21 protein-coding genes are annotated in these 21,693 nt (G+C 69.2%); 6 read left to right on the forward strand and 15 right to left on the reverse strand.

The window, feature by feature from the left end:
* The 5 genes from A8W25_RS05570 to A8W25_RS05590 form a co-directional block, all read right to left on the reverse strand.
* A partial coding sequence (locus A8W25_RS05570; protein ID WP_158942414.1) for an FAD-dependent oxidoreductase occupies positions 1-250 on the reverse strand: 250 nt, incomplete at its 3' end.
* A complete protein-coding gene (locus A8W25_RS05575) occupies positions 250-828 on the reverse strand; it encodes a Dps family protein (RefSeq protein WP_067156899.1) in 579 nt (192 codons plus the stop codon). The genes A8W25_RS05570 and A8W25_RS05575, both read right to left, overlap by 1 nt.
* 98 nt (positions 829-926) lie before the next feature.
* A complete protein-coding gene (locus A8W25_RS05580; RefSeq protein ID WP_067156902.1) occupies positions 927-1,448 on the reverse strand; it encodes a DoxX family protein in 522 nt (173 codons plus the stop codon).
* Between the two features lie 5 nt (positions 1,449-1,453).
* Entirely contained in the window at positions 1,454-2,116 is a 663-nt protein-coding gene (locus A8W25_RS05585) for a hydrolase (protein WP_067156905.1), read from the reverse strand.
* A 387-nt stretch (positions 2,117-2,503) separates the two neighbouring features.
* Complete coding sequence (locus tag A8W25_RS05590; protein ID WP_199831673.1) at positions 2,504-3,064, reverse strand: TetR/AcrR family transcriptional regulator C-terminal domain-containing protein; 561 nt, start codon at positions 3,062-3,064, stop codon at positions 2,504-2,506.
* 106 nt (positions 3,065-3,170) lie between these two features.
* Here A8W25_RS05590 and A8W25_RS05595 point away from each other — a divergent pair, with 106 nt between their 5' ends.
* Entirely contained in the window at positions 3,171-4,382 is a 1,212-nt protein-coding gene (locus A8W25_RS05595) for an FAD-dependent monooxygenase (RefSeq protein WP_234386275.1), read from the forward strand.
* Between the two features lie 115 nt (positions 4,383-4,497).
* Here A8W25_RS05595 and A8W25_RS05600 read toward each other — a convergent pair whose 3' ends face one another.
* Entirely contained in the window at positions 4,498-4,857 is a 360-nt protein-coding gene (locus A8W25_RS05600; protein ID WP_067156911.1) for a DoxX family protein, read from the reverse strand.
* 598 nt (positions 4,858-5,455) lie between these two features.
* Between A8W25_RS05600 and A8W25_RS05605 the strand changes: the two genes are divergently transcribed.
* Together A8W25_RS05605 and A8W25_RS05610 are read left to right on the forward strand one after the other, a co-directional pair.
* The gene (locus A8W25_RS05605; RefSeq protein WP_067156944.1) at positions 5,456-6,004 is read left to right on the forward strand and encodes a GNAT family N-acetyltransferase; all 549 of its coding nucleotides are present in this window, start codon (positions 5,456-5,458) and stop codon (positions 6,002-6,004) included.
* 214 nt (positions 6,005-6,218) lie between these two features.
* The gene (locus A8W25_RS05610; RefSeq protein ID WP_234386277.1) at positions 6,219-6,896 is read left to right on the forward strand and encodes an alpha/beta fold hydrolase; all 678 of its coding nucleotides are present in this window, start codon (positions 6,219-6,221) and stop codon (positions 6,894-6,896) included.
* 206 nt (positions 6,897-7,102) lie between these two features.
* Here A8W25_RS05610 and A8W25_RS33835 read toward each other — a convergent pair whose 3' ends face one another.
* Both A8W25_RS33835 and A8W25_RS05615 read right to left on the reverse strand, forming a co-directional pair.
* Positions 7,103-7,276 (reverse strand): hypothetical protein, encoded by a 174-nt coding sequence (locus tag A8W25_RS33835; RefSeq protein WP_158942416.1) that lies wholly within the window; start codon positions 7,274-7,276, stop codon positions 7,103-7,105.
* 134 nt (positions 7,277-7,410) lie between these two features.
* Positions 7,411-8,337: an NADP-dependent oxidoreductase gene (locus A8W25_RS05615; RefSeq protein WP_067156914.1), complete on the reverse strand. Its 927-nt coding sequence runs from the start codon at positions 8,335-8,337 to the stop codon at positions 7,411-7,413.
* Between the two features lie 153 nt (positions 8,338-8,490).
* Between A8W25_RS05615 and A8W25_RS05620 the strand changes: the two genes are divergently transcribed.
* The gene (locus A8W25_RS05620) at positions 8,491-9,162 is read left to right on the forward strand and encodes a TetR/AcrR family transcriptional regulator (protein ID WP_067156917.1); all 672 of its coding nucleotides are present in this window, start codon (positions 8,491-8,493) and stop codon (positions 9,160-9,162) included.
* Positions 9,163-9,246: 84 nt separating this feature from the next.
* On the opposite strand, the gene A8W25_RS05625 is transcribed toward A8W25_RS05620, so the two are convergent.
* Entirely contained in the window at positions 9,247-9,714 is a 468-nt protein-coding gene (locus tag A8W25_RS05625) for a MarR family winged helix-turn-helix transcriptional regulator (RefSeq protein ID WP_067156920.1), read from the reverse strand.
* Between the two features lie 101 nt (positions 9,715-9,815).
* Between A8W25_RS05625 and A8W25_RS05630 the strand changes: the two genes are divergently transcribed.
* Positions 9,816-10,712, forward strand: coding sequence for a DODA-type extradiol aromatic ring-opening family dioxygenase (locus A8W25_RS05630; protein WP_067156949.1), 897 nt, complete (start codon positions 9,816-9,818; stop codon positions 10,710-10,712).
* A 177-nt stretch (positions 10,713-10,889) separates the two neighbouring features.
* Complete coding sequence (locus tag A8W25_RS05635) at positions 10,890-11,726, forward strand: NADP-dependent oxidoreductase (RefSeq protein ID WP_234386279.1); 837 nt, start codon at positions 10,890-10,892, stop codon at positions 11,724-11,726.
* Between the two features lie 198 nt (positions 11,727-11,924).
* Here A8W25_RS05635 and A8W25_RS05640 read toward each other — a convergent pair whose 3' ends face one another.
* The 6 genes from A8W25_RS05640 to A8W25_RS05665 form a co-directional block, all read right to left on the reverse strand.
* The gene (locus A8W25_RS05640; RefSeq protein WP_067156923.1) at positions 11,925-12,113 is read right to left on the reverse strand and encodes a hypothetical protein; all 189 of its coding nucleotides are present in this window, start codon (positions 12,111-12,113) and stop codon (positions 11,925-11,927) included.
* Between the two features lie 96 nt (positions 12,114-12,209).
* Positions 12,210-16,463 (reverse strand): hypothetical protein, encoded by a 4,254-nt coding sequence (locus A8W25_RS05645; protein WP_067156926.1) that lies wholly within the window; start codon positions 16,461-16,463, stop codon positions 12,210-12,212.
* A 390-nt stretch (positions 16,464-16,853) separates the two neighbouring features.
* Positions 16,854-17,372, reverse strand: coding sequence for an AMIN-like domain-containing (lipo)protein (locus A8W25_RS05650; protein ID WP_067156929.1), 519 nt, complete (start codon positions 17,370-17,372; stop codon positions 16,854-16,856).
* Positions 17,373-17,601: 229 nt separating this feature from the next.
* Positions 17,602-18,123 (reverse strand): RICIN domain-containing protein, encoded by a 522-nt coding sequence (locus A8W25_RS34725; RefSeq protein ID WP_079125839.1) that lies wholly within the window; start codon positions 18,121-18,123, stop codon positions 17,602-17,604.
* A 338-nt stretch (positions 18,124-18,461) separates the two neighbouring features.
* Complete coding sequence (gene fabD, locus A8W25_RS05660; protein ID WP_067156935.1) at positions 18,462-20,318, reverse strand: ACP S-malonyltransferase; 1,857 nt, start codon at positions 20,316-20,318, stop codon at positions 18,462-18,464.
* On the reverse strand, positions 20,315-21,693 hold a 1,379-nt coding region (locus A8W25_RS05665), incomplete at its 5' end, for a PfaD family polyunsaturated fatty acid/polyketide biosynthesis protein (protein WP_199831674.1). The genes fabD and A8W25_RS05665, both read right to left, overlap by 4 nt.

Here is a 21,693-nt window from a genome sequence, read left to right on the forward strand (position 1 = left end):
GGCCAGGGCCGCGCCCGGGGTCGAGGACCGCCGTGACCGCCTGCCGTGCCCCGTCCACCGAGCGGGCCGCCGCTAGGGCGGCGCCGGGTCGCAGCAGCGCCTTGCTCGGTACACAGGCACGGTAGGAGCACTCGCCGCCGACCGCCTCGGCCTCGACCACGACGGCGGTCAGCCCCGACCGGACGGTCCGTTCGGCGACGACCTCGCCGGCCGGTCCGCCGCCGACCACGATGACGCCGTACGTGTCCATCAGCCCCGCACCAAAGGGGTGTCCACGAGGTGCTCGGCCAGGAACCACACCTGCGCCTCGCCGGTACGTACGACATCCGAGACGAGGAGGTCGGCGCTGCCCTCGTCGCCCTCCCCGGAGAGCCGGGCGGCGGCGTCCCGGGCGTCGATCAGGATCCGCTCGTGCGCATCGAGGAGCCGCGACAGCATGACAGGCACCGGCTCGACGCCGTCCGGCGGACGGGGGATCGCCGTCAGCTCCGCGACATGGCGAGGGTCCCCGACGGCGACGCCACCAAGGCTCTGGACCCGCTCGGCCAGCGCGTCCACGATGGCCAGTTGGGCCTCGGCGTGCTTGTCCAGCATCAGGTGGAGCGAGTAGAAGGTCGCCCCCCGCATGAGCCAGTGGTGCTTCTTGTAGAGGGAGTAGAGGATCTGCGTGTCGGCCAGGACGCGGTTCAGCCGCTGGCAGCCGTACATACGGGTGTCGTGGCCGAGGCCGATCGGCAACTGCTTGAGCGTGCCGAACGCCTGGGTCTCGGCACCCTCCTGGTGCAGCAGCGGCTGGCCGCCGCCGTGCGGGGGCGTGAGGGTGTCCATCGAGTACTCCTGAGGAGGAAGAGAGTGGGAAGGGCCCGGCCACCCGGTCGGGGGTACACGGGCGGCCGGACCCGGTCTGCGCGGCTCGCGCCGAGCGCTCAGCGACTGCCGGGGGCGGCGGCGTGCGGTGCCGCCGGGGCCGACCGGTGCAGGACGAGCCGGGTGAGGAGTCCGCTGCCAAGACCGGCCACGAGCGCGAGGGCGGCCCACCACAGCGGGTAGGGCGTGAGGCCGAGAGCCGCGTCCAGGGACCAGCCGCCGGGGCCGGTGGCGGCGAGGGCGACGGCGGTGCCGATGAGGACGAGCGGGTACTCGTACCCGTCGTTCTGCACCCAGAGCCCGTGGCGCCATTTCACCGTGAGCGCGACCGTCATCACCCCGGTGGCGCCGGTCGCGGCGAGCGGGGTCAGGAGGCCCGCGGCGAGCAGCAGGCCCGAGCCGATCTGACCGCCGCCCGCCGCCAGCGCGGTGAGCGCACCGCCGCGGAAACCGTCGGCGCGGAACTCCTCGGTACCGCCCGCCAGCCCCTTGCCGCCCAGGTGCGAGCTGACCTTCTGCACACCGTGGCCGGCGACGAGCAGCCCCACCAGCAGACGCAGGATCAGAATGCCGGTGTCCACAGAGGTCAGCCGGCCGCGTGCGCGCCGATGACGCTCTGCGCGTACACGACGCCCAGGCCGTACGCACCGGCGTGGGCCTTGACGATCTCCATGACCGCGCCGTACGACTCCTGCCGCGCCCAGTCGCGCTGCAGCTCCAGAAGGACCTGGACCCAGGTCACGGGCACCGCACCGGCGGCGATCATCCGCTGCAGGGCGTGCTCGTGGGCGGCCGGGCTGACGCCGCCGGAGGCGTCGCTGACGACGTACACCTCATACCCCTGCTCCAGCGCCGAGAGCGCGGGCAGCACCAGGCAGACCTCGGTCCACAGACCCGCCAGGATGATCTTCTTGCGCCCGGTCGCCCTGACCGCCGCGACGAGCGCCTCGTCCTCCCAGGCGTTCATGCTGGTCCGGTCGATGACCTCGTGCCCGGGGAACACCTCGGCGAGCTGCGGCAGCAGGGGCCCGGAGAACGACTCGGCGGCGACCGTGGTCAGGACGGCCGGAACGTCGAACGCCTTGGCCGCCTTGGCGAGACCCACGGTGCTGTTGATGATCGCGGAACGATCGCCGCTGCCGGTGCCGAAGAACATCTGCGGCTGGTGGTCGACGAAGAGCATGACCGCGTTGTCCGGCGTGAGCAGGTCCGAACTGGGGGCAGCCTGCACCTTGTTGATATCAAACATGAGGGGTCCTTTCGCAACCATCGGTAGCGCGCCCGCCGCGTCCGCGGCTCGGCACGTCTTCAAGCTACGAGCGACCCGACCGGCCTCGTTGACCTCCTGCGCCCAGGAAATGGCACGACAGCGCACAACCGGTCAGGGACGAGAGCCGCCGGGGTTCCGGTGACGGCACCACGCACGCCAGCCACGGCACGGGCGCCTCTCAGGAAGGCCCCGATCCCGGCCGCCTGGGTGGTCGGTCGACGGCCCGCTGCACCAGTCGTTTCATGGTTGCCGAGCCCTTCACAGGGTTTTTGCGGTGACCCGCGTGTGGGGATGATCGACGCAGGAGGGGCGCGGAGATACGGCGGGCTCGCGCGGGCAGGACGCGGCAGACAGACCGTCCGGCTTCTACGCCGTGATGCGCGGGGTCAAGCCGTCCACGATGAGGGAAAGTCCCGCCTCGAACGCCGATTCAGGATCGATGAGTGGCGTGTCGGCCGGCAGGTCCGGGCCGTTGCCGGGGCCGGAGTCCGCCTGTTCTTCCAGGACGCTGCCGACCGTGAAGCGGCTGGCCGTCAGCATCGCCATCTGTGCGTCACGCTCGGGCACGCCGGAGTCGACGAGGAAAGACATCTTGTGGCGGATCCGGTCGAGGTCTGCGGTGGGCATGGAGCCGGCGTGGAGGCGTGCGCCATCGCGGCGCATCAGCAGGGTGCGCCTGAAGCTGCGGGTGTTCTCCAGGAACCATTCGCGCCAGTCGTCCTCAGGCGTCGGCAGCGGTGCGTTCGCATGGGGTGCCATCGCGACCTGCGCCATGGCGGCCAGGAGGTCCTTCTTGGTGCGGAAGTACCAGTACAGCGACGGCTGCTCGACACCCAGTCGCTTCGCCAGTTGTCGTGTACTGACGGCATCCAGGCCGACCTCGTCGAGCAGGGCGAGCGCCTCGGCGACCACGGTCTCACGGCTCATCTTTGTCACGTTGACAATCTATCGCCGATAGATAACCCTGGAAAGGAATCATTCACCGATAGATTTTGAAGTGGTGGACATGGCACAGGGTTCGGGAACGCGATCCTTGCGAGTCCTCATCGCCGGCGGCGGAGTCACGGGCCAGGCGCTGGCCTTCTGGCTGACGCGGGGCGGCCACCGGGTGACCGTCGTCGAACGCTTCCCCGCCCTGCGAGCCACCGGCGCCCAGGTCGACCTCCGGGGTCAGGGCATCGAGGCCGTCCGCCGCATGGGACTCCTCGACGACGTCCGGGGCAAGCTCGTGGACGAGAAGGGCGTCGCCTTCGTCGACGCCCGCGGCAAGGCCAAAGCGACGATCATGGCCAACACCTCCGGGCAGGGCCGCCAGACGCTGACGTCCGAGTACGAGATCATGCGCGGCGACCTGGTACGCATCCTCAACGATGCGACCAAGCACGACGCCGAGTACGTCTTCGGCACGAGCGTGGACGGTTTCGAGCAGGACAAGCACAAGGTCGTCGCGCACTTCTCTGACGGGTCGTCCGGCGAGTACGACCTCCTGGTCGGCGCGGACGGACAGGGATCACGCATCCGCCGGGCGATCCTCCCGGAGGGCTTCGACCCGTATTGGCGAGTCGGCATCCACATGGCGTACTGGTTCGTCCCGCGCATCGACTGCGACAGCAACATCCGGGACACCTATATGGTCCCGGGCGGCCGTCAGATCATGCGCCGCAGCCACAATCCGACCGAGACCCAGGTCTACTTCGTGATGCGAGAAGAATCCGAGGAAGCCTCAGCGATCCACCGGGAACCCGTCGAACGTCAGCAGGAGTTCTGGGCGAGCAGGTTCCGCGACGCCGGATGGCAGACCGAGCGCTTCATCGAGGGCATGAAGACCAGCCCCTTCTTCTACTCCCAGGAGATCGCCCAGGTGCGCACCGACACCTGGTCCAAGGGCCGCGTGGTCCTGGCCGGGGACGCCGCGCACTGTGCTTCCCCCTACAGCGGCATGGGAGTCTCCGGCGGCTTGGTCGGCGCCTACATCCTGGCCGACGAGATCAATCGACACCCGCACGATCCGCCGACCGCACTGGCGAACTACGACACCGTGCTGCGGCCCTTCGTCAACCACATCCAGGCGGAGGTCAATCCGCGACTCCTGCGCCTGGGCCTGCCTATCACCCAGCGCGCTATCGACGCCTTCCACGCGGCCACCGCACTGGCTTGCTTCCTGCACGTCCCCGACCTCGTCGCGCGCTGGTCGAAGGAGGACCGCGGCGGCAACTGGCGGCTCCCCCGAGCACGATATGGCTGAGTACCGCCCAAGAACCTCTCCTCGTTCCGATCCATCGGGGCATCGCAGAGCAAATGACAGCGGGCGCAGGGCGGTTGACGGTCCGGCGCGTCCTTCGGCCGTGAACTGTGCGCGATCACAGCCCGGTGGCCAGCCAGATGGTCACAGCCGCGGTGGCCAGGAGGGCAAGGTTGAGTGTGATCCGGCGGTCATCGCCGGTCAGGTGGACGGCGACCGCACCGATCTGCAGGCAAACGAAGCCGATGGCCGCGGCCGGCGCCAGCGAAGCAATGATGCCGGTCAGCGGCGGCAGGACCAGTCCGGTCGCGCCGAGTATCTCGACCGTCCCCAACGCCCTGACAACGGGCAACGGCATACGGTCGACCCAGGCCATCATGGGCCGCAGTTGATCGCGGCTGCGGATCACCTTCATCGCGCCCGCGTAGAAGTAGAAGAGGGCGAGGAGTCCCGCGACGATCCAATAGGCGATGTTCATGGTTCCCGTTCATGGGGCCACCGGCTCCCGGGGCCCCGTCGATTGCGTCGGATGTCAGAAGAGCCCTGGAGAAGGCCCGGTGCGGTCGTTCGAGGGGCCCGGACGCCGAAAGGCGAACAGCGTCGCGGCCCGGCCGGTCAGAAGGGGAGCTGGCGGACCGCGCGGCCTGGCGGCTTCAGGCAGGCGCGGTCGCGTAGCGGTTCATCGCGTCGATGGCGGCCTGCGGCTCGCTGGGCCTGGCTTCTTTGGTCATGCCCACGAGTGCACCGCCTGGACCGTGCCAGTGTCCAAGACCTATCACGCTGCCCCGATACCTGGTGGGTATCGGGGCAGCGTGCGGCTACGGTCCCTGCGCCACTTCGTGGCCCCCTGCACAGGTCGCCAGGTCTGCCGGGATCAGCTGCCGGGCCTGCACCAGGGGCTGCCCAGCGCGAGTTACTGGTGGGGCAGAGCCGGTCGCCCATCGTGTTCCACCACACCGGGCACGTCTGAGAGGTCGGCAAGTCCGCTTCTGGTAGCGGTCTTGTCCAGGGTGGGGCAAGATCGGGATCGTAAATTCGGTGTTGTGCCCACCCGCATGAGACGCAAGATGGTGCGCATGACCTTGGCCACGCCCATCCTGCACACCACCCGCCTGCGACTGCGGCCCTTCACCGATGCCGACGCGGACCACCTGTTCACGCTGCACAGCAGCACCCGTGTCATGCGCTACTGGGACTCCGCGCCGTGGAGCGACCGGGCTCGCGCCGAGCGCTTCCTCACGATGTGTGGGAAGTTGGCCGACGAAGGCACAGGGGCGCGGGTGGCCATAGACCGTGCCTCTGACGGCGTCTTCGTCGGCTGGTGCAGTCTGACCGGATGGGACCCGGGCAACCGCAGCGCGTCGTTGGGCTACTGCCTCGACGAGGCGATGTGGGGCCAGGGCTACGCGACGGAAGCCGCGCACGCCTTGCTGAGTTGGGCGTTCGACACACTGGATCTCAACCGCGTTCAGGCCGAGGCCGATACACGCAATGCGGCATCCGGCCGGGTTCTGGAGAAGATCGGATTCGTACGGGAAGGAACCCTGCGGGAGGACTGCGTCGTGAACGGCGAGGTATCCGACTCGTGGGTGTTCGGGCTCCTCAGACGAGAGTGGCGGCCATAGACCATGCCGATCCCCCTCACCAGGAGGGCACCACATCCCTCTCCGAGGGACGTTGAATCCCGTTCCTGATGGTGTGGCGTTGCCCGTTCGTGGACCGACTTGTCCGGCGAACCAACATCGTGGAAACGCCTGGGTTCGCCGCCGGCCCGAGCGTTGCCGAGGCCTGCGATCACCAGCTGTACGCGTCGAATGCCGCTTGGCCTACGATGACGCGGTGAAGTTCGTGATGGTGCCGGGCGGCTGGCAAGGCGGATGGGCGTTCAGCTCGGTGGCTGCCGAACTGCAACGAGAAGGTCACCACGTCGAGGCGGTGACCCTGTCGGGGCTGGAGCCGGACGGCCCAGTCGATGTGGACCGTCCCCCGAACCTCGACACCCACATCGCCCAGGTAGCCGAGATCATCGATCGCGGCGACACGACACCCATCGCGCTGTGCGGGCACAGCTACGGCGGAATGGTGATCGCCGGTGTCGCCGATCAGCTCAGCCACCGCCTCGGACAACTCGTCTTCATCGACGCCTACGTTCCCGACGACGGGGACTCGTGCTGGTCCTTGACCAGCGACACCTTCCGGGAGCTGTTCATCACTGGCGCCCGCGCCGACGGTCGATGGGTCGCGGTCCCCGAAGGACTCGACCCCCGCGCACGACCCCACCCACTGGCCAGCTTCGTCCAGTCGATCAGGCTGGGAAACAACCCCAGCCGCACGCTCGGCCGAACGTTCATCAGCGGCGGCGCCTGGCCCGGTAGCCCGTTCGTGCCCCTGACCGAACGGCTGCGCAACACCCCGGGCTGGCGCGTTCACGAGATCCCCGTCGGCCACAACATCGCCCGCCGCGACCCACACAGCCTCGCTGCCGTTCTCCACGCACTGCCCCCCAACCCCGCCTGACGCGCAGCCGAACGCCCCCCTGCGTCGCCGTCCTCCCCAAGGTGGACGCTCGCCTCTCCCCGCATGGAGAGCACCCGAAGCAAAAGCACACCCCGCCTGCGCGGGGACCAGGCCGTCGGCTCGTGCGGCCTCGTGCGCAACGCTGGTTCACCCCCGCCTGCGCGGGGACCACTACACCAGCTGGTTCAACGGCCCCCGGCTGCACTTCAGCGCTGACTGCTGTTCTTCACCGGCCGGTGGAGCACGTCCCTGATCCGCCACCGCAGTCGGGCGGCGCGGGGAGTCTCGGTGGAGTAGCTGGGGCCGAACCAGATGTTGTCCGCACTGCGGCCCAGCGGGGTGCCTTCGGGCGAGTACCGCTTGGGGAGTTGTCCGCCCATTGCCGTCTCCTCTCAGGGGTTCGGAGCCCGGGTCCCGCACCCCTCGCGCAGGTCGTTGTCGGAGCGTCTTGGGGCCCCAGCCGTGGAGCCACCCTGCCACAGCCCGCCGGCTGCGGGCCGAAGCGTTCGCCGTATCAGGGCACGGTGATGACGATCTTGCCGCGCGCGTGGCCGTTGGCACTGACGTCATGTGCCGTGGCGATCTCCTTCAGCGGGAACACGGCGTGCAGCGGGACGGTGAGGCGGCCGTGGTCGGCGAGGTCGGCCGCCAGCGGCAGCCCTGCCCAGCCCGGCGACTGTCCTGCTTCGGAGCGCAAGTACCGCACTCCGTGTCGGTCGGCGTCGAAGTCGGCGATGGTCACGACGCGGTGCGGGTCGCCGGCGAGGGCCACCAGTTCGGCAAGAGAGCCCTTCCCCGCCGCGTCCAGAACCACATCGACGCCCTGCGGAGCCAGTGGGGCAAGGCGATCGGCCAGCCCCGGCCCGTAGGTGACCGGTATGACACCGAGCTGGTCGAGGAAGGCGTGGTTGCCCTCGCTCGCGGTGCCGATCACGGTGAGGCCGCGGGCGCGGGCGATTTGCGCGGTGATGGTGCCGACGCCTCCGGCGGCACCGTCGATCAACAAGGTCATGCCCTCGGCGGCGTCCAGGGCGTCCAGCACCCGCGTGGCCGTGTCGATGTTGCCCGCAGCACCCCCCGCTTCCTCGAAGGACCACGACTGAGGCTTGGGCGCCCACGCCTCCAGCACGGCGTACTGGGCTGCGGCACCCCCCTGATCCGCGAACGGGACGAGGCCGAAGACCGCATCTCCCACGGTCGTGCCGGTCACCCCCTCTCCCACCTCGTCGACGATTCCGGCGGCATCCATACCCGGGATATGGGGAAAGTCCACGCTCGCGATGGACCGCAGCATCCCTGAGCGCAGGTACCAGTCAGCAGGGGTGACGCCGGTGGCCCGCACCGCGATGCGGACCTGACCTGGCCCGGCGTGCGGCTCTTCGACCTCCTCGACGCAGAGGACCTCGGAACCGCCATAGCGGTGGTATCGCACAGCAAACACGGACAACCTCCGTACACATGGCATGCCGTTCAGCAGGAGAGGCTCGCAGCTGCCCAGCCCTGCGGCACTGGGCCGGCCGCGGGGCACCGCGGCACCAGATCACGCTAACTCCCTAAACGAACAACCCCTTTCACTTGTGATTAAGTGAGAGACATGCCTGTGCAACTGTCCCGGAACCCCTCCTCCGGCGCCCCGGCCCCGGGGCAGCGAGCCGACGCCCGGCACAATCGCGCCCGGCTGCTCCAGGCCGCCCGCGAGGCGTACGCCCTCGATGGCACCGATGTGCCTTCCAGCGCGATCGCCCGCAGAGCGGGCGTGGGTGCCGCCACCCTCTACCGGCACTTCCCCACACGCGGCTCGCTGATCGCCGCGGCGTTCTCCGAACAGCTCAGCCAGTGCGTCGCGGCCCTCGACGAGGCCCTTCAGGACGACGATCCCTGGCACGGGCTTCGCACCGTCCTCACCAAGGTGTGCATGATGCAGGCTCAGGACCGCGGGTTCAGCGCCGCATTCCTCTCCCAATTTCCCGACGCGCCCGACATCCACCACGAGCGTGCCCGTGCCGAGGCATCCCTCGCCCGGCTCGTACAGCGCGCGAAGGACACCGGACAACTGCGCAAGGACTTCGACGTCAGCGACGTCACCCTCCTGCTCCTGGCCAACAACGGCGTCCTGCGAGACTCCCCGGCGGCCTCCATGGCCGCATCCCGCCGCCTGCTCGCCTACTTCCTCCAGTCGTGCCCGCCGACGGACGAGGCACCCCTGCCCCAGCCCGCGCCACTCCGTCTCGACGACCTCTACAAGCCACCGCATCGAACGGGATGACCGCCGACGGGACCGTCGCGCGCACCACATCGCGCGGGGTCCCCCCGTATCAAGGTCAGGGGGATCCGAGGGCGGAGCTCAGCCTCATTCCAGTTCCTGGCGCACCGTTGCGGCGATACGCGTAAGTGCGGCTTCCAGATGGCGGCGCTGAGCGGCGCTGAGCGGATCGAACACGAGCCTTTTCACCTGCGCCACGTGTTCGGGTGCACTGTCGGCCAGCTTCTGCCGGCCGGCGTCAGTCAGGGTGGCGAGGGTGTACCGGCCGTCGCCGGGGTCGGGGCGGCGGGTGGCCCAGTCCCGGGCCTCGAAGCGGTCCATCAGCTTCGACAGGCGGGGCTGGGTGCTGTCGCAGACCCGGGCCAGGTCGCTCAGCCGCATCGTGGCGTCGTCCGCCATGGACAGCCGGGCCAGCACTCCGTACTCGAAGTTGGAGATGCCCGCGTCTCGCTGCAGTTGGCGGTCGAGGGCCGCCGGGAGGGCGATGACGACGGTCAGGAGTTCCTGCCACAGGGCCTGCTGGTCGTCGTCGAGCCAGGGTGACTGGGTGTTCATGAACCCCATCATACTTGCCCAGGCAACTCGAATCACTTGCCTGAGCAACTCATCGTGGACTACCTTTTCACTTGCCAAGGCAAGTGAAGGAGCTGATGTCGATGACCACCACGAGCAGCCTGGCCTCCCCGAACGGCTTAACTTCCCCCTACCCGTCGCGCGCACCGGCCGCCGCGTACGACGACCTCCTCGCCCGAGTCCTGCCGCAGGCACGCGAGCAGCAGGCGTGGAACCCCTCCGACGGCCCCTTGCCCAGCCTCTTCGTCAGCCACGGGGCTCCGTTCACCCTCGACGATCCGCAGTGGCTCACCGAGCTCTTCGACTGGGCCCAGTCGATGCCCAAACCCCGGGCCATCGTCGTCATCTCAGCCCACTGGGAACACGCACCGGCCGCGATATCCGCAGCCGCGGCCGACACCCCGCTCCACTACGATTTCAGCGGCTTCCACCCCCGCTACAAGACCCTCCCCTACGCCACCCCGGACGCCACCGACCTGGCACGGCGCCTGACGGGACTGCTGGGCCGCACACCGGTGCACGAGTTCACCGACCGCGGCCTCGACCACGGCGCCTTCATCCCGCTCATGGCCATGTACCCCGCGGCCGACGTGCCCGTCGTACAGCTGTCGATGCCCGGTCTCGACCCCACCGCGCTGCTCCGGCTCGGAACACGCCTGCGGCCGCTGCGCGAAGAAGGCGTACTCGTCCTCGGCTCGGGCTTCATGACGCACAGCTTCGCCGTCTTCCGCCAGCCGGATCTCGCCGCCCACACCGCGGCCTTCGACGAATGGGCCGTCGACGCCCTCGGCCGCGGCGACGCGGACGCTCTGGCCGACTACCGCGAGAAAGCACCCGGCGCCGCGGTCGCCCACCCGACGGCCGACCACTTCGTCCCGCTGCTGCTCACCGTGGGCGCCGCCACCGACCCCGCCAGCGCCGTGAGCGCCATCGACCGCATGGTCATGGGCAACTCCACCCGTTCTGTGCAGTTGACCTGAGCACCTCGACGTTCCCCACCTACCCACTCGATCGCCGCGTCCCTCGGCGACGGCATCAACACACCCTCAAGGAAGTGCCATGAAGGCAATACGTTTCCACGAGTTCGGCAGCAGCGAGGTCCTGCGCACGAGGACGTCGACCGCCCGGTTCCCGGCACCGGGCAGGTGCTGGTGCGAGTGGCGGCCACGTCGTTCAACCCGGTCGACGACCACATCCGCGCGGGTGTGCTGGCCGAGATGATCCCGATCGCTCTCCCGTACGTCCCGGGAATCGACCTGGCGGGCACCGTCGCCGGACTCGGCCCGCAAGTGACGGGCCTCAAGGTCGGTGACCGGGTGGTGGCGATGCTGCCTCTCGACTCCGCCGGAGCCGCCGCCGAGTACGTTCTCGCCCCCGCCGAGTCCCTGGCCCCGGCGCCCCGGTCGATCGCGCTGGCCGATGCCGCGGCGCTGCCTCTGACCGGCCTGGCGGCCTGGCAGACGGCCTTCGATCTCGCCGAACTGAAGCCCGGCCAGAGCGTTCTGGTCAACGGGGCGGGCGGCGCGGTGGGCAGCCTCGTGGTGCAGCTCGCCGTCGGCGCCGGGGCCCACGTGACCGCGGTGGACGCACCGCAGCACGCCGACCGCCTGCGGGGCTACGGCGTGGACCGGGTCGTCGCCCCCCTCACACTCGCCGCGGGCCCGGCCTCCGTGGGCGGCCCCTTCCACGCCGTGGTGAACCACGTACGCCTCTCCCCCGACGAGCTGGCCCAGCTCACCAGCTACGTCGCCGAGGGCGGGGTCTGCGCCAGTACAGCCGGCCCGATTCCCGAAGACACCGCACGTAAGGTGCGCAGCGCCAGCCTGTGGGTCCGCAGCGACCGAACCCAGCTCACCGAGCTGGTCACCAAGGTGGACACCGGCGAGCTCCAGCTCCACATCGCCGCCCACCGCCCGATGGCCGAACTGGCCACCGTGCATGCGGACGCCGGCGCCGGGCGCCTGCCCGGCAAGACGATCGTGCTCGCTCCCTGATCGCACAGAGTGACACCTGGTGGGCGGCCTCCGAGACGGCCGCCCACCCTCGTTGGGGCGTTGCGGGGTACGGCGGCCTCGATGGCCAGGGCCCCGTGCGAGTGCTGCGGGCAGCCAGGGATCAGCCCCTTCACCGCCGCCCGCTGCCGGTCCGGGGGCGGGCGGGATGCTGGTCGCGTCGGTGATCAGGTAAGTCAGTCATGTGGCAGCTCTCGCCGCATCGATCATCGCGCCGATCGTCAGCAGGATGACCGGGAGGGCGATCAGCAGGAAGGCCATCGCCCAGCCAGTCCGCGCCGTGGTCTTGTTCGCGACCCTCCGGCACAGCAGGGTCACCGGCACCAGGTAGAGGATCGCGGCGAAGAAGGCGACGTACAGCATGCCCATGAGGAGTTCTCCGATGGTGTGCGCGAGGAGAAGGGGGGCGGCCTGTAATGGCTGCCCCCCTTCTCCTCGCATTACATCACGCGGTGGCCGACGCGGTTACCGGGTGAGGTTGGCAGTGAACTCGTTGGCCGGGGCGTCGCAGTGCACCACCTTGTTCGGCCGGTTTCCCGGGCCGTCACCGATGATCGGTGCCGGGGCGTCGACGCCCCACGGGTTGCCGCCACTGCCGCGGGTGGCCGCTGAGCAGGTTCCATAGGCGTTGCCGTTGGGAGCGGTCGCGGGGAAGTTGGAGAAGTTCCTCCAGTCTCCGCCGCTGATCTTCTGGTTCGACCGGCGGCCGAGGTTGTCGGTGAGCTGGTCGTCGACGTACAGGTAGAGGTCGGGCATGTAGGACTGGAAGACGATGCCGTTGGCCGGAGTCGCGTCGCCGTTCCTCTGCAGGTGCATCGGCTTCACGGACCCGTCGGCACAGAAGGCCGCGGCGATGTCCTGCCAGATGGGGGGCGCGTTACCGATCATGGAGCCGCCCATGTTGTTGTTCCACGATCCGGTGTTCTTGAAGAACATCGCGTAGACGTCTCCGGCGAACCGCTTCACCGCGTGGTTGGTCTGCAGGCTCGCGTTGACCTTGTCCACCCACGCCTTGACGTTGTCGTTGACCGACTTGTGGCCGATCATGGCGCGGTAGCCGTGCACACCGCCGCCGACGGCACGGAAGTCGACGCACTGCTTGGCGTCGTCGATGCGCGCCCCGCGGAAGTGCGGGAAGTACGCCTGCCCCGGAGTGTCCCCGTCCGTGTAGGGGTGGGAGGTGTGGACGTTGCCGTACTCCAGCGCGTCCTGCGTGGTGTAGTCGATGTCCGGCGCGGGAATCCCGTAGTCCGCCTCGATCGTCTTCATGATCTTGGTGACGAAGTGGGGCAGGTGGGCGTTGCCGACGCGGGCCCGGTAGTTCGACCCGGCGCTGCCGTCAACGATCTTCCCGTCCTCGCCGACCACGAACGTCACGTTCACATCAGACTTGATCTTGTAGCTGTTCGGGTCCTTGTACGCCTCGGAGGCGGGCTTGGACACGTCCGGACGGAGGTTGGACATGGCCATCCATACGGGGATCGACATCGCGGGGGCGGAGCCGTCGGCGCGCGGAGCCGATCCACCGTCCCTGATGTCCTTGGCCCACTGATCAGCCACGTCCCACGTCTGCTGCCCCGTGCACTCGCCGACGGACTTCGCCGTCGGGCAGCGCGCCTCGGAGGACAGACCGCGGGCGTCGGCTCCCTCCGGGTTGTTCCACAGCGGGCCCTTGTCGGCCAGGCCCAGCCCCCAGTCGTAGAGGGACTTCATGGACCGCACGGGCGAGTTGATCTCCGTCGACACCGGCCAGTTGGAGTTCAGCTCCTGATTCGGGTCGAAGATCGCGGCCGCGGTGAGGGAGCGCTGGACGAAGGTGCCCCTGATCGGCTTGAAGGCGACGGAGTTCCAGGCGATGTCGCGGTCGGCGGTGCCCCCCTTGGAGTAGTTCGCCAGTGTCACCTTCGGCGTGGAGGTGAACTTGTACGCGCCCAGCGGCACCCACTGGCCGTTGTTCGCGTCCTGGTCGACGTAGCGCTCGTACGGGCCGCCGACAGCGCCGCTGATGACGTACTTCGCGTCCTTGGTCTGCGCTCCGGTGTCAGGGATGTAGGCGTAGACGGCGGCGAGGTCGTACGTCTTGCCCGCCGTCCACTCGCCTGTGATCGTCATCCGGTTGCCATCGCCGCCGAGGTGGTCCTCGTCACGGGTGTGGGTGTACCAGAAGTGCCCGCCGTGACCGCCGCCGATCGAATGCAGATCGGCCTTCGCCTCGTAGTGCTGGTCCCAGTCGGGATGGAAGGTGAACTGGAACGCGCCCGTCGACGCCGCCTTCCCGCAGGCCGACCACGTCTCCGTGCCGGTGGGGATGGAGGTGACGACGTCGGAGCCCGCCGGGGCGGTGCACACCGGAGAGCCGTTCTTCAGCCGGTAGCCGCGGCCGGGCTCGGCGCGCAGGGTCTGGTACTTGATGTTCTCGTGGCCGCACGTCTGGTCGCAGTCAGGCTTCCACGTGGCGTTCTCCTGGTTCCACCAGAACTGCCGATAGCAGGCTTCGTCCGGGCAGTCGACCGGGCTGGCGGGGTTGCAGTTGTTCTTCGTGTTGCAGAAGGTGCTGATCGGCGGGCTGACGCGGGAACGGTCCTCAAAGGTGGCCCACCAGGAGGGGTTGAAGCCGGCGGAGGAGAACCCTGATTCACCCTTCCAGTCCTGACGGCCGTCCGTGGCGTAGGAGAAGCCGCTGTCGATGGACCAGGCGGACCAGCCCATCACCTTCATCTCGTACGGCCAGTACTGCGGAGTCGCCGCGTCACGGATGTTGTTCGAGTTGAGGCTCACATCCATGAACGGGTGGTCCCAGGCGCCCTTCTTGTACATGGGGTTGGCGGGGTTGTTGTACCAGCCCAGGCCCCAGCTGCCGCCGTTCTGGCCGGCCGCCGACTTGGGGTTGAAGCCGAGGTTGTAGTTCCAGGCCGCCGTGAACCAGTTCTCCATGCGGGAGGGATCGTCGTTGTTGACCGTGATCTTCTGCCCGTCGGCGTGCACCTCGTTCCACTTGTCGGAGAGGATCTTCATGGAGGCGGCGATGTTGGTGGCGTAGTCGACGGCGATCGCCTTCTGCAGCGCCGGCTCCAGGCTCGTTTCGCCGGTCTTCTCATGCCCCTGCAGGCGCATGCCGTCGGTGACCTGGCCGACGCCGTAACCGCAGTCGGACTTGTCCCAGTTGATGCGCCAGTAGCCGAGCAGGGTGTCCTTCGTGCTGTGGCCGTAGTAGCCGTCCACGGCTGCCAGCGGGCTGCCCATCTGGCCGGGGACCGCGCCGGATTCGGCCTGCCACAGGTTGGACTCCTGCGCCAGGATGCCGAGCAGCACGTTGGCGGGGATCCTGCCGCCTCCCTTCAGCTCCGGGCGGGGGAACAGGCCCTGGGGGTCGATCGTAAGGAGCCCGGCCTGGCCGCGGTAGTCGCCCTGCCGGATCCACTTGCTGCGCAGCTCGCCGCGTACGGCCATGTCCACGGCCCACTCGACCTGGTTGGACGTCGGCTGCAGCGCCTGCACACTCATGTCGTTACGGGAGACGGAGCACCAGCGGTCGGTGTCACGGGGATCGTGGGAGTCGGGCCCGGCCGCGGCCGCACGGCGCAGCGTACGCGGCTTGGCGTCGCCGGTCAGGGCCGGGGACAGACCGTCGACGGGGCTCTGCCGCGTCGGGTCCACCCGCTGCTGGACCTCCTTGCCCGTCGCCGTGACGGTCGACTTGATGGTCATCGTGGTGTCGTTGTCCGACGTTTCGGGGGCCATCCCGGAACGGGAACGCACCCCCGCCTCGGGCTCGGCCGGCCTGTCGAAGCCCTTCCCGGCCGCCTTGATCCGGGTCAGTCCGGCGCGGACACCGGGGGTGAGTACGGGGGCGACGGCGAAGTGGCCGTGGGAGGAGACGTCGGTGTCCGCCGGCGCGTCGAGCTGGGTGACTCCACTCCCCTTCACCTTGACGTTCTGGGGGCGGCCGGTGAGGAAGACGCGGCCCTGCGCGCCGGGCACCAGCTCCAGGTCGCCGAGCCGCCCGGTGGCGACCGTGAGCGGCTCACCGCGGCCGCCGTACACCTTCGCCTGCGCCGTCTTCATGTCCTTGCGGTCCACGAAGCCGATCCGGTCACCTGCCATGGGGCGGATGTCGAAGGGGATGCTGTCGCCCCTGGCGAGACGGCGGATCTTCCCCTTGCCGTCGATCCGGACGAGATCGCGGCCCAGACCGGCGACCACACCGTCCTTCACCGGTGCCGCCGACGACACCTGCCCGCGCAGCTCCCCCGTCTTCGCGACCGCGGTGCCGGCCGTGTCCACGGTGATCACCTGCGTCTTCACCTGCGCCGCGTCGTTCATGTCGCGGTACTGGGTGAAGGCGGCCGTATGCGTGGTGGTGTTACAGGCGGGGTCGAAGTAGGCGAGCGTGGCGGTGAACGGCAGCTTCGTCACCTCGCCCGTCCTGGTGTTCACGATCGCCGTGAACGCGCCGCCCTGCATCAGGTCGGGCTTGTTCGTGAACGCGCGCGGGGCGTACACAGCGGCCACATGGGAGTCGTCCATGACGCACTGGTTGCCGATCCACGAGTCGGCGGGCACTCCGGGCTCCGCCAGCGCGGCGACCGTCTTCCACTCGTACGCCTCTGCTTCATCGGCGACAAGTATCTTGAAGGCCTTGGCGTCGGCCGCGCCGGTCACAGCCCGGTCCTTCGAGGTCTTCCAGTCCTTGCCCAGCGTCTCGCCCGGACTGTCCACACGTACGGAAGTGGCGGGTGGCGGGACGTCTCCGGCGAAGAGGGCCGGGGCGGCGGCCGCGGGAACGGCTTGGAGCAAGCCCCCGGTCAAGGCGGCACAGGCAGCCACCGCGGCTACCGGTATGCATGCCCGTCGGATGGATCTCAAGAGACAACTCCCCCGTATATCTGGTCGGTTAGGGGCTGTGCCCGCTCGGGCACAGCCGAGTTCACCCGGTCGGTGGGACCAAGCCTTCACTGGGCTGCCCCCGCCAGTGCGGGTGTGTACGCAGCTGGTCCGCACATCCGGTGCGGCCAACAGATCTCCGATGAACGGATCGCCCGCACACCTGCGGGGCAGAAAACTCCCCTGCCGCACGCGCGCGTTGCGGCATAACCCCCCGGCGGGGGCTCAGTGGTAGACGTCCACGACGACGCGGTTCGGTGAGGTCAGGGTGAAGACTTTGTACTGGGAGTAGTCGCCCAGCGAGAGGCCGAACGTGACATGGCCCTCGTAGCCTGCGGCCATCTCCACACCCTTGAGGGAGGGCAGGGAAACAGACTGCACCCTGGGAGTGGTGTAGGCGTCAGGCCCGCTGGGGAGAGCGACAGCTCCACCGGAGACGTCGAGGAGCAGGTAGGACTTCCCCGGGATCTGCAGGTGTCTGATCTCGTCGTCACCTGCTGTGTGATACGTGCCGTCCGCGCTCGCGGTGGCCTGCACCTGGGGCAGGCCCGTACCGCTCAGGTCGAACACCAGACGGTCGAAGTCCGAGTGGGCGCCGGTGCGGGCATCCAGGACACAGATGTTCTGGCAGGAAGTGGCGGGGGTTGTGGTGCCGGCCTGGGCAGGCGCGGGTCCGGCGAGAACGAGGCCAGCCACGGCGGCACCAACGGCGGAGACCTGTCGGATGATGCGGGTCTTGGGCATAGCGGTTCCTCACATGTGCAACGTTCCGTCGTGCTGATGGCACGCGGCGGAGGAAGCCGACGGCATCACGGGATGCCGCCGGCTTCCGGTCACGAGGTCTGTCTGGGGTGTGGGGGCTGGGCGGTCGTGAAAGGGCGGCGTGGTCGGCACTGCTGGGTGCCGGGCGGCTTCGGGAACCATCCTGGTTCTGGCCGTGATGGACGATCAAGTCGCCGTCCTCAACCGTGGATTACAGCTCCAGGTGCCAGTTCTGCTCCGCGGGGTCGCCGCCGGCGCACGTCCACAGGGTCACCCAGGTGCCGTTGCCGAAGTTCCCCCCGTAGTTGGTGAGACACTTGTTGGAGTGGCTGGTCTTGATGTTCCTGAAGTAATCCAACTCGGACTGGTCGAAGTCCTGGCTCTCAGCACCCGTACACGGCCACAGCGTCAGCACCGCGCCATCGGAGTAGATACGGTCGCCCTCCGGGGTGAGGCACTTTCCGCTCTGCTCGTGCACGATCCTGTCACCGCTCCACCTCCACACCTGGGCGTCACTTCCCGTGCAGTCCCACAGGGTGATGCGCGTCCCGTTCGCGGTGCTGTTGCCCTGAGGCGTCGCACACTTGCTTGAACCCGACGGAGTGATGTTCTGCAACGGCATGCCGGGAACCGGACCGCCAGAGGCCTCCGCGTGGGCTGAAGAGACACCCGGCAGACCGAAGCCGAGCAGCAACGCGGCAGTGGCCGCAGCACGTAGGGCGCGAGTACGCATGATACGAGTTCTCCCATGGTGGTCGCCTGACCTGAACAGGGTGCTGGATTGGCCGCCCGCCGAGCGCTGCGCACCACGCGGACCCGCGTGGTCGGGCCGCACAGCGCTCACGCCGAGACGTCGTCCCCGGTGACCCCGAATCTAGGCCGACGCGCCGCGTGGAGGTGTGCGTGTCGTGCCGAGCCTCTGCACAATGCGTGCACAGGCAGGTGTGCAACGGGCACGACGGAGCCGTCCCGGCCGATGGCGCCCCCTCCCACCGGGTCGCCCGCCGCTGCTCGACCTGGCCACCCTGCGCCGGCGCGTCCACCAGCACCGCACGGCGGCGGACCGCCGGCTCACTCGTGGGGCAGCGCCTCGCGCAGCCTGCGCAGGGAAGCCGTGTTGTTGCCGAACTGGTTGATCGCGGGCGCTCCCCGGTGGGACGGGCCGTAGCCGTGCTTGAGGAAGTTGGCGAACGAACCGCTTGCGCTCAGGTCGACGAAGAAATGGCGCTCGGGCTCCGGGAAGGCGGACGCCATCAGCTCGTCGAACCGGACGCGCTCGCGGATCACGTCCCACAGATAGCGCTCCAGGTGCTCCGGCGCGCCCGGGTCCACCCTCGCCGCGTGCGCGGCGGAATACAGCGGCAGGCGTGCGGAGCTCAGCGGGACCGCCCGAGCCGCGTCCATGATGTCGGGGCGGATGGTGTCCAGGTGCGGGGAGTGGAAGGCCTGGCGAACCGGGAGGCGCACGGCGATCAGACCCTCCCGGTCGAGCCCGGCCTGCAGCTGCGCGAGCTGGTCCCCGGCACCGCTGACCAGGAAATTACGGTCGTAGTTGACCCCGGCAAGAGTCACCGCGCCGAACAGGTCGGGCCGGTCCGCAAAGAGTGAGGGCGCGGCCAGGACGCTCAGCATGCCGCCGTCGCCGCGCTCCGCCAGCAGCCGGGCCTGGCGCATCACCAGCCGCAGCCCGTCCTCGAAGTCCATGGACCCGGCGACGGTCGCCGCGATGTACTCGCCGAGGCTGTGGCCCAGGACGGCGTCGGGCCGGATGCCCTCCTCGCGCAGGGTCTCAGTGAGGCTGAGACCGATGCTGTAGAGCGCCGCGTGGGTGGTGAGGATGGAGTCGTACGCCTTGCCCTTGTGCGCATCGTCGTAGATCGCTTCCACCAGGGAGGCACCGCCCGCCGCCCGGTGGGCCGCGCTGCAGCGGTCCAGGGCGCGGCGGAACGCCGGGTGGGTGTCGTACAGCTCCCGGCCCATCTGGTGGTACTGGGTGCCCTGGCCGCCGTACATGAACACCAGCTCGGTGCGCGGCCGGGCGCTGACCACGGGCGCCGGGGGCTCCTCGGCCGGCGGCAGTGGGTCCTTGAGGATCTGGTCGGTCAGCTTTGCCAGGACCCGGCCGGGGCCGATCTCGTGGAAGGTGCGGTATCCCTGGCCGATCAGCCAGGACATGGACTCGTACCACTTCACGGGGCTGGAGATCTGGCGCGTCAGATACTGCGCGTACCCCTGCTCCGGGTAGGGGCGGGCGGTGTAGTTGGCGACGACCGGGATGGTCAGTGCGCGCAGCTCGAAGCCGGCGAGGTAGCGGGCGAACTCCTCCTCCACCTCCGTCATACAGCGCGAGTGGAAGGCCGCGCTGACGTTCAGCGGGATGAAGGCGGCCCCGGCGTCGGTGAAGGCGGTGCGCAGCTCGGGGGCGAACACCTCGTCGTACTCGCCGGAGACGATGCACTGCTCGCGCGAGTTGATGTTGGCGATGTCGAGGTTGCGGAACGGCAGGCCCTTGAGAATCTCCTCGACTCGCCGCTGGTCAAGACGGACGACCGCGGCCATGGCGCCCTTGGGCGCCCGGCTCATCAGCTCGCCGCGCTTGCGCACCAGTTGGAGCCCGGTGAGGAAGTCGAAGGCACCGGCCGCGAACAGCGCGCAGTACTCCCCCAGGCTGTGCCCGGCCACCACGGCGGGCAGCTCGCCGCCCGCCGTACGGTCCAGATAGGTGAGGGCGTTGACCACGTACAGCGCGGGCTGGGTGTACTCCGTCCTGGCCAGCACCTTGTCCGGGTCGCGCAGGCAGAGCTCCTCGATGGAGTAGCCCAGGCACGCGTCGGCCTGGGCCACCAGCTCCGGGAACTTCTCGAAGAGCCCCTCGCCCATGCCCTTGTGCTGCGAGCCCTGGCCGGGGAAGACATAGACCGATTTCATGCGTGACTCCCGTACATTCTGAGCTGTTGGCCCAGCAGGGCCGCTGTTTCCCGCAGCAGGTGCTCCGCGACGGCGACCACCCGGCGCTCGCGCCACTTCTCCAGCGGGGTCTCCCGAACCCAGGCGTTGAACGCGCCCATGGCCGGGCCGCAGTGGATCTGGTAGTCGACCCGCTGCTCGGCGCTGCCCGCCATGGCGAGGCGGGTGGAGTGGACGAAGTACCAGCGGAAGACGAGCGCCATCTTCTGCTTGGGGCTGCGCTCGATCTCCGCGAGCCGCTCCGGGAAGCGCCGGGCGACATGGGCCCGGGTCTCCGCCCAGACCTCGTCGATGGAGCGCCGGAAGAACTTCTCCTCCAGCGTGGCGCGCGTCCGCGCGTCCAGGTCGTCGAGCGAGTCGTGGCGCAGATACAGCTCGTACAGCTTCTGGGCGCGCGCCGGGAAGAACAGCCCCTTGCGCACCGCCTGGACCTTCGCGCCGACCTCGAACATGTCCCCGGCGGGCGCGTAGTCGGTGTCGTGGACGCCGAGTTCCTGGAGGATGTCCTTGACGGCGTCGCTGGTGCCCGCCTCGACCGTGCACTGGTTGATGGACCCGGTCACGATGAAGTCGGCGCCCAGGGTGAACGCGGCGAGCGCCGCCTCCGGGGTGCCGATGCCGCCGGCCGCCCCCAGGCGCACCGGCTCCGGGTACCTCTCCTCCTCGCCGATACGGTCGCGGAGCGCGCGCATGGCGGGCATCAGCACATAGGCATTGCCGCCGTCGGTGTGGCCCGCCGAGTCGGCCTCGACGCACAGGTCCTGGGCGAGCGGCAGTCGCGCGCCCAGCTCCGCCTGTTCGGCGGTGACCAGGCCGCGCTCGACCAGCTCCCGTACGAGCTCCGGCGGCGCGGGCCGCAGGAACCGCTCGGCGACCTCGGCGCGGGACACCTTGGCGACGATGTGGTGGCCTTGGACCACGTTGCCGGCCGCGTCGCGCGAGAGCCCGGCGAGCCGGTAGCGCACCAGGGGCAGCGTGGGGCGGATGTAGGCGGACGCCTCGACCGTGCGGACACCGTGGCGCAGATACAGCTCCACGGTGCGCATCTCCAGATCGGGCTCCTGCGGATTGCTCAGCAGGTTCACCCCGAACGGCTGGCCCTGGTCGAGCGCGCGGCGGATCCGGGTGAGGGCGTCGTCGATCGTGTCCAGGCCGAGGCCTCCGGTGCCGAAGAAGGAGAGCAGCCCGGCCCGGCCCATCGCGGTGACCAGGTCGACCGAGGCGATGCCCTTGTACATCGCGCCCGCCGCGTAGGCGTACCGGACGCCGTGCGCGTCGCGGAACCGCGCGCTGCCGAGTGCCTCGGGTGGCACGGTGAACCGCATGGGGGCCTCGG

Source organism: Streptomyces sp. ERV7 (assembly GCF_001653515.1).
Lineage (GTDB): Bacteria > Actinomycetota > Actinomycetes > Streptomycetales > Streptomycetaceae > Streptomyces.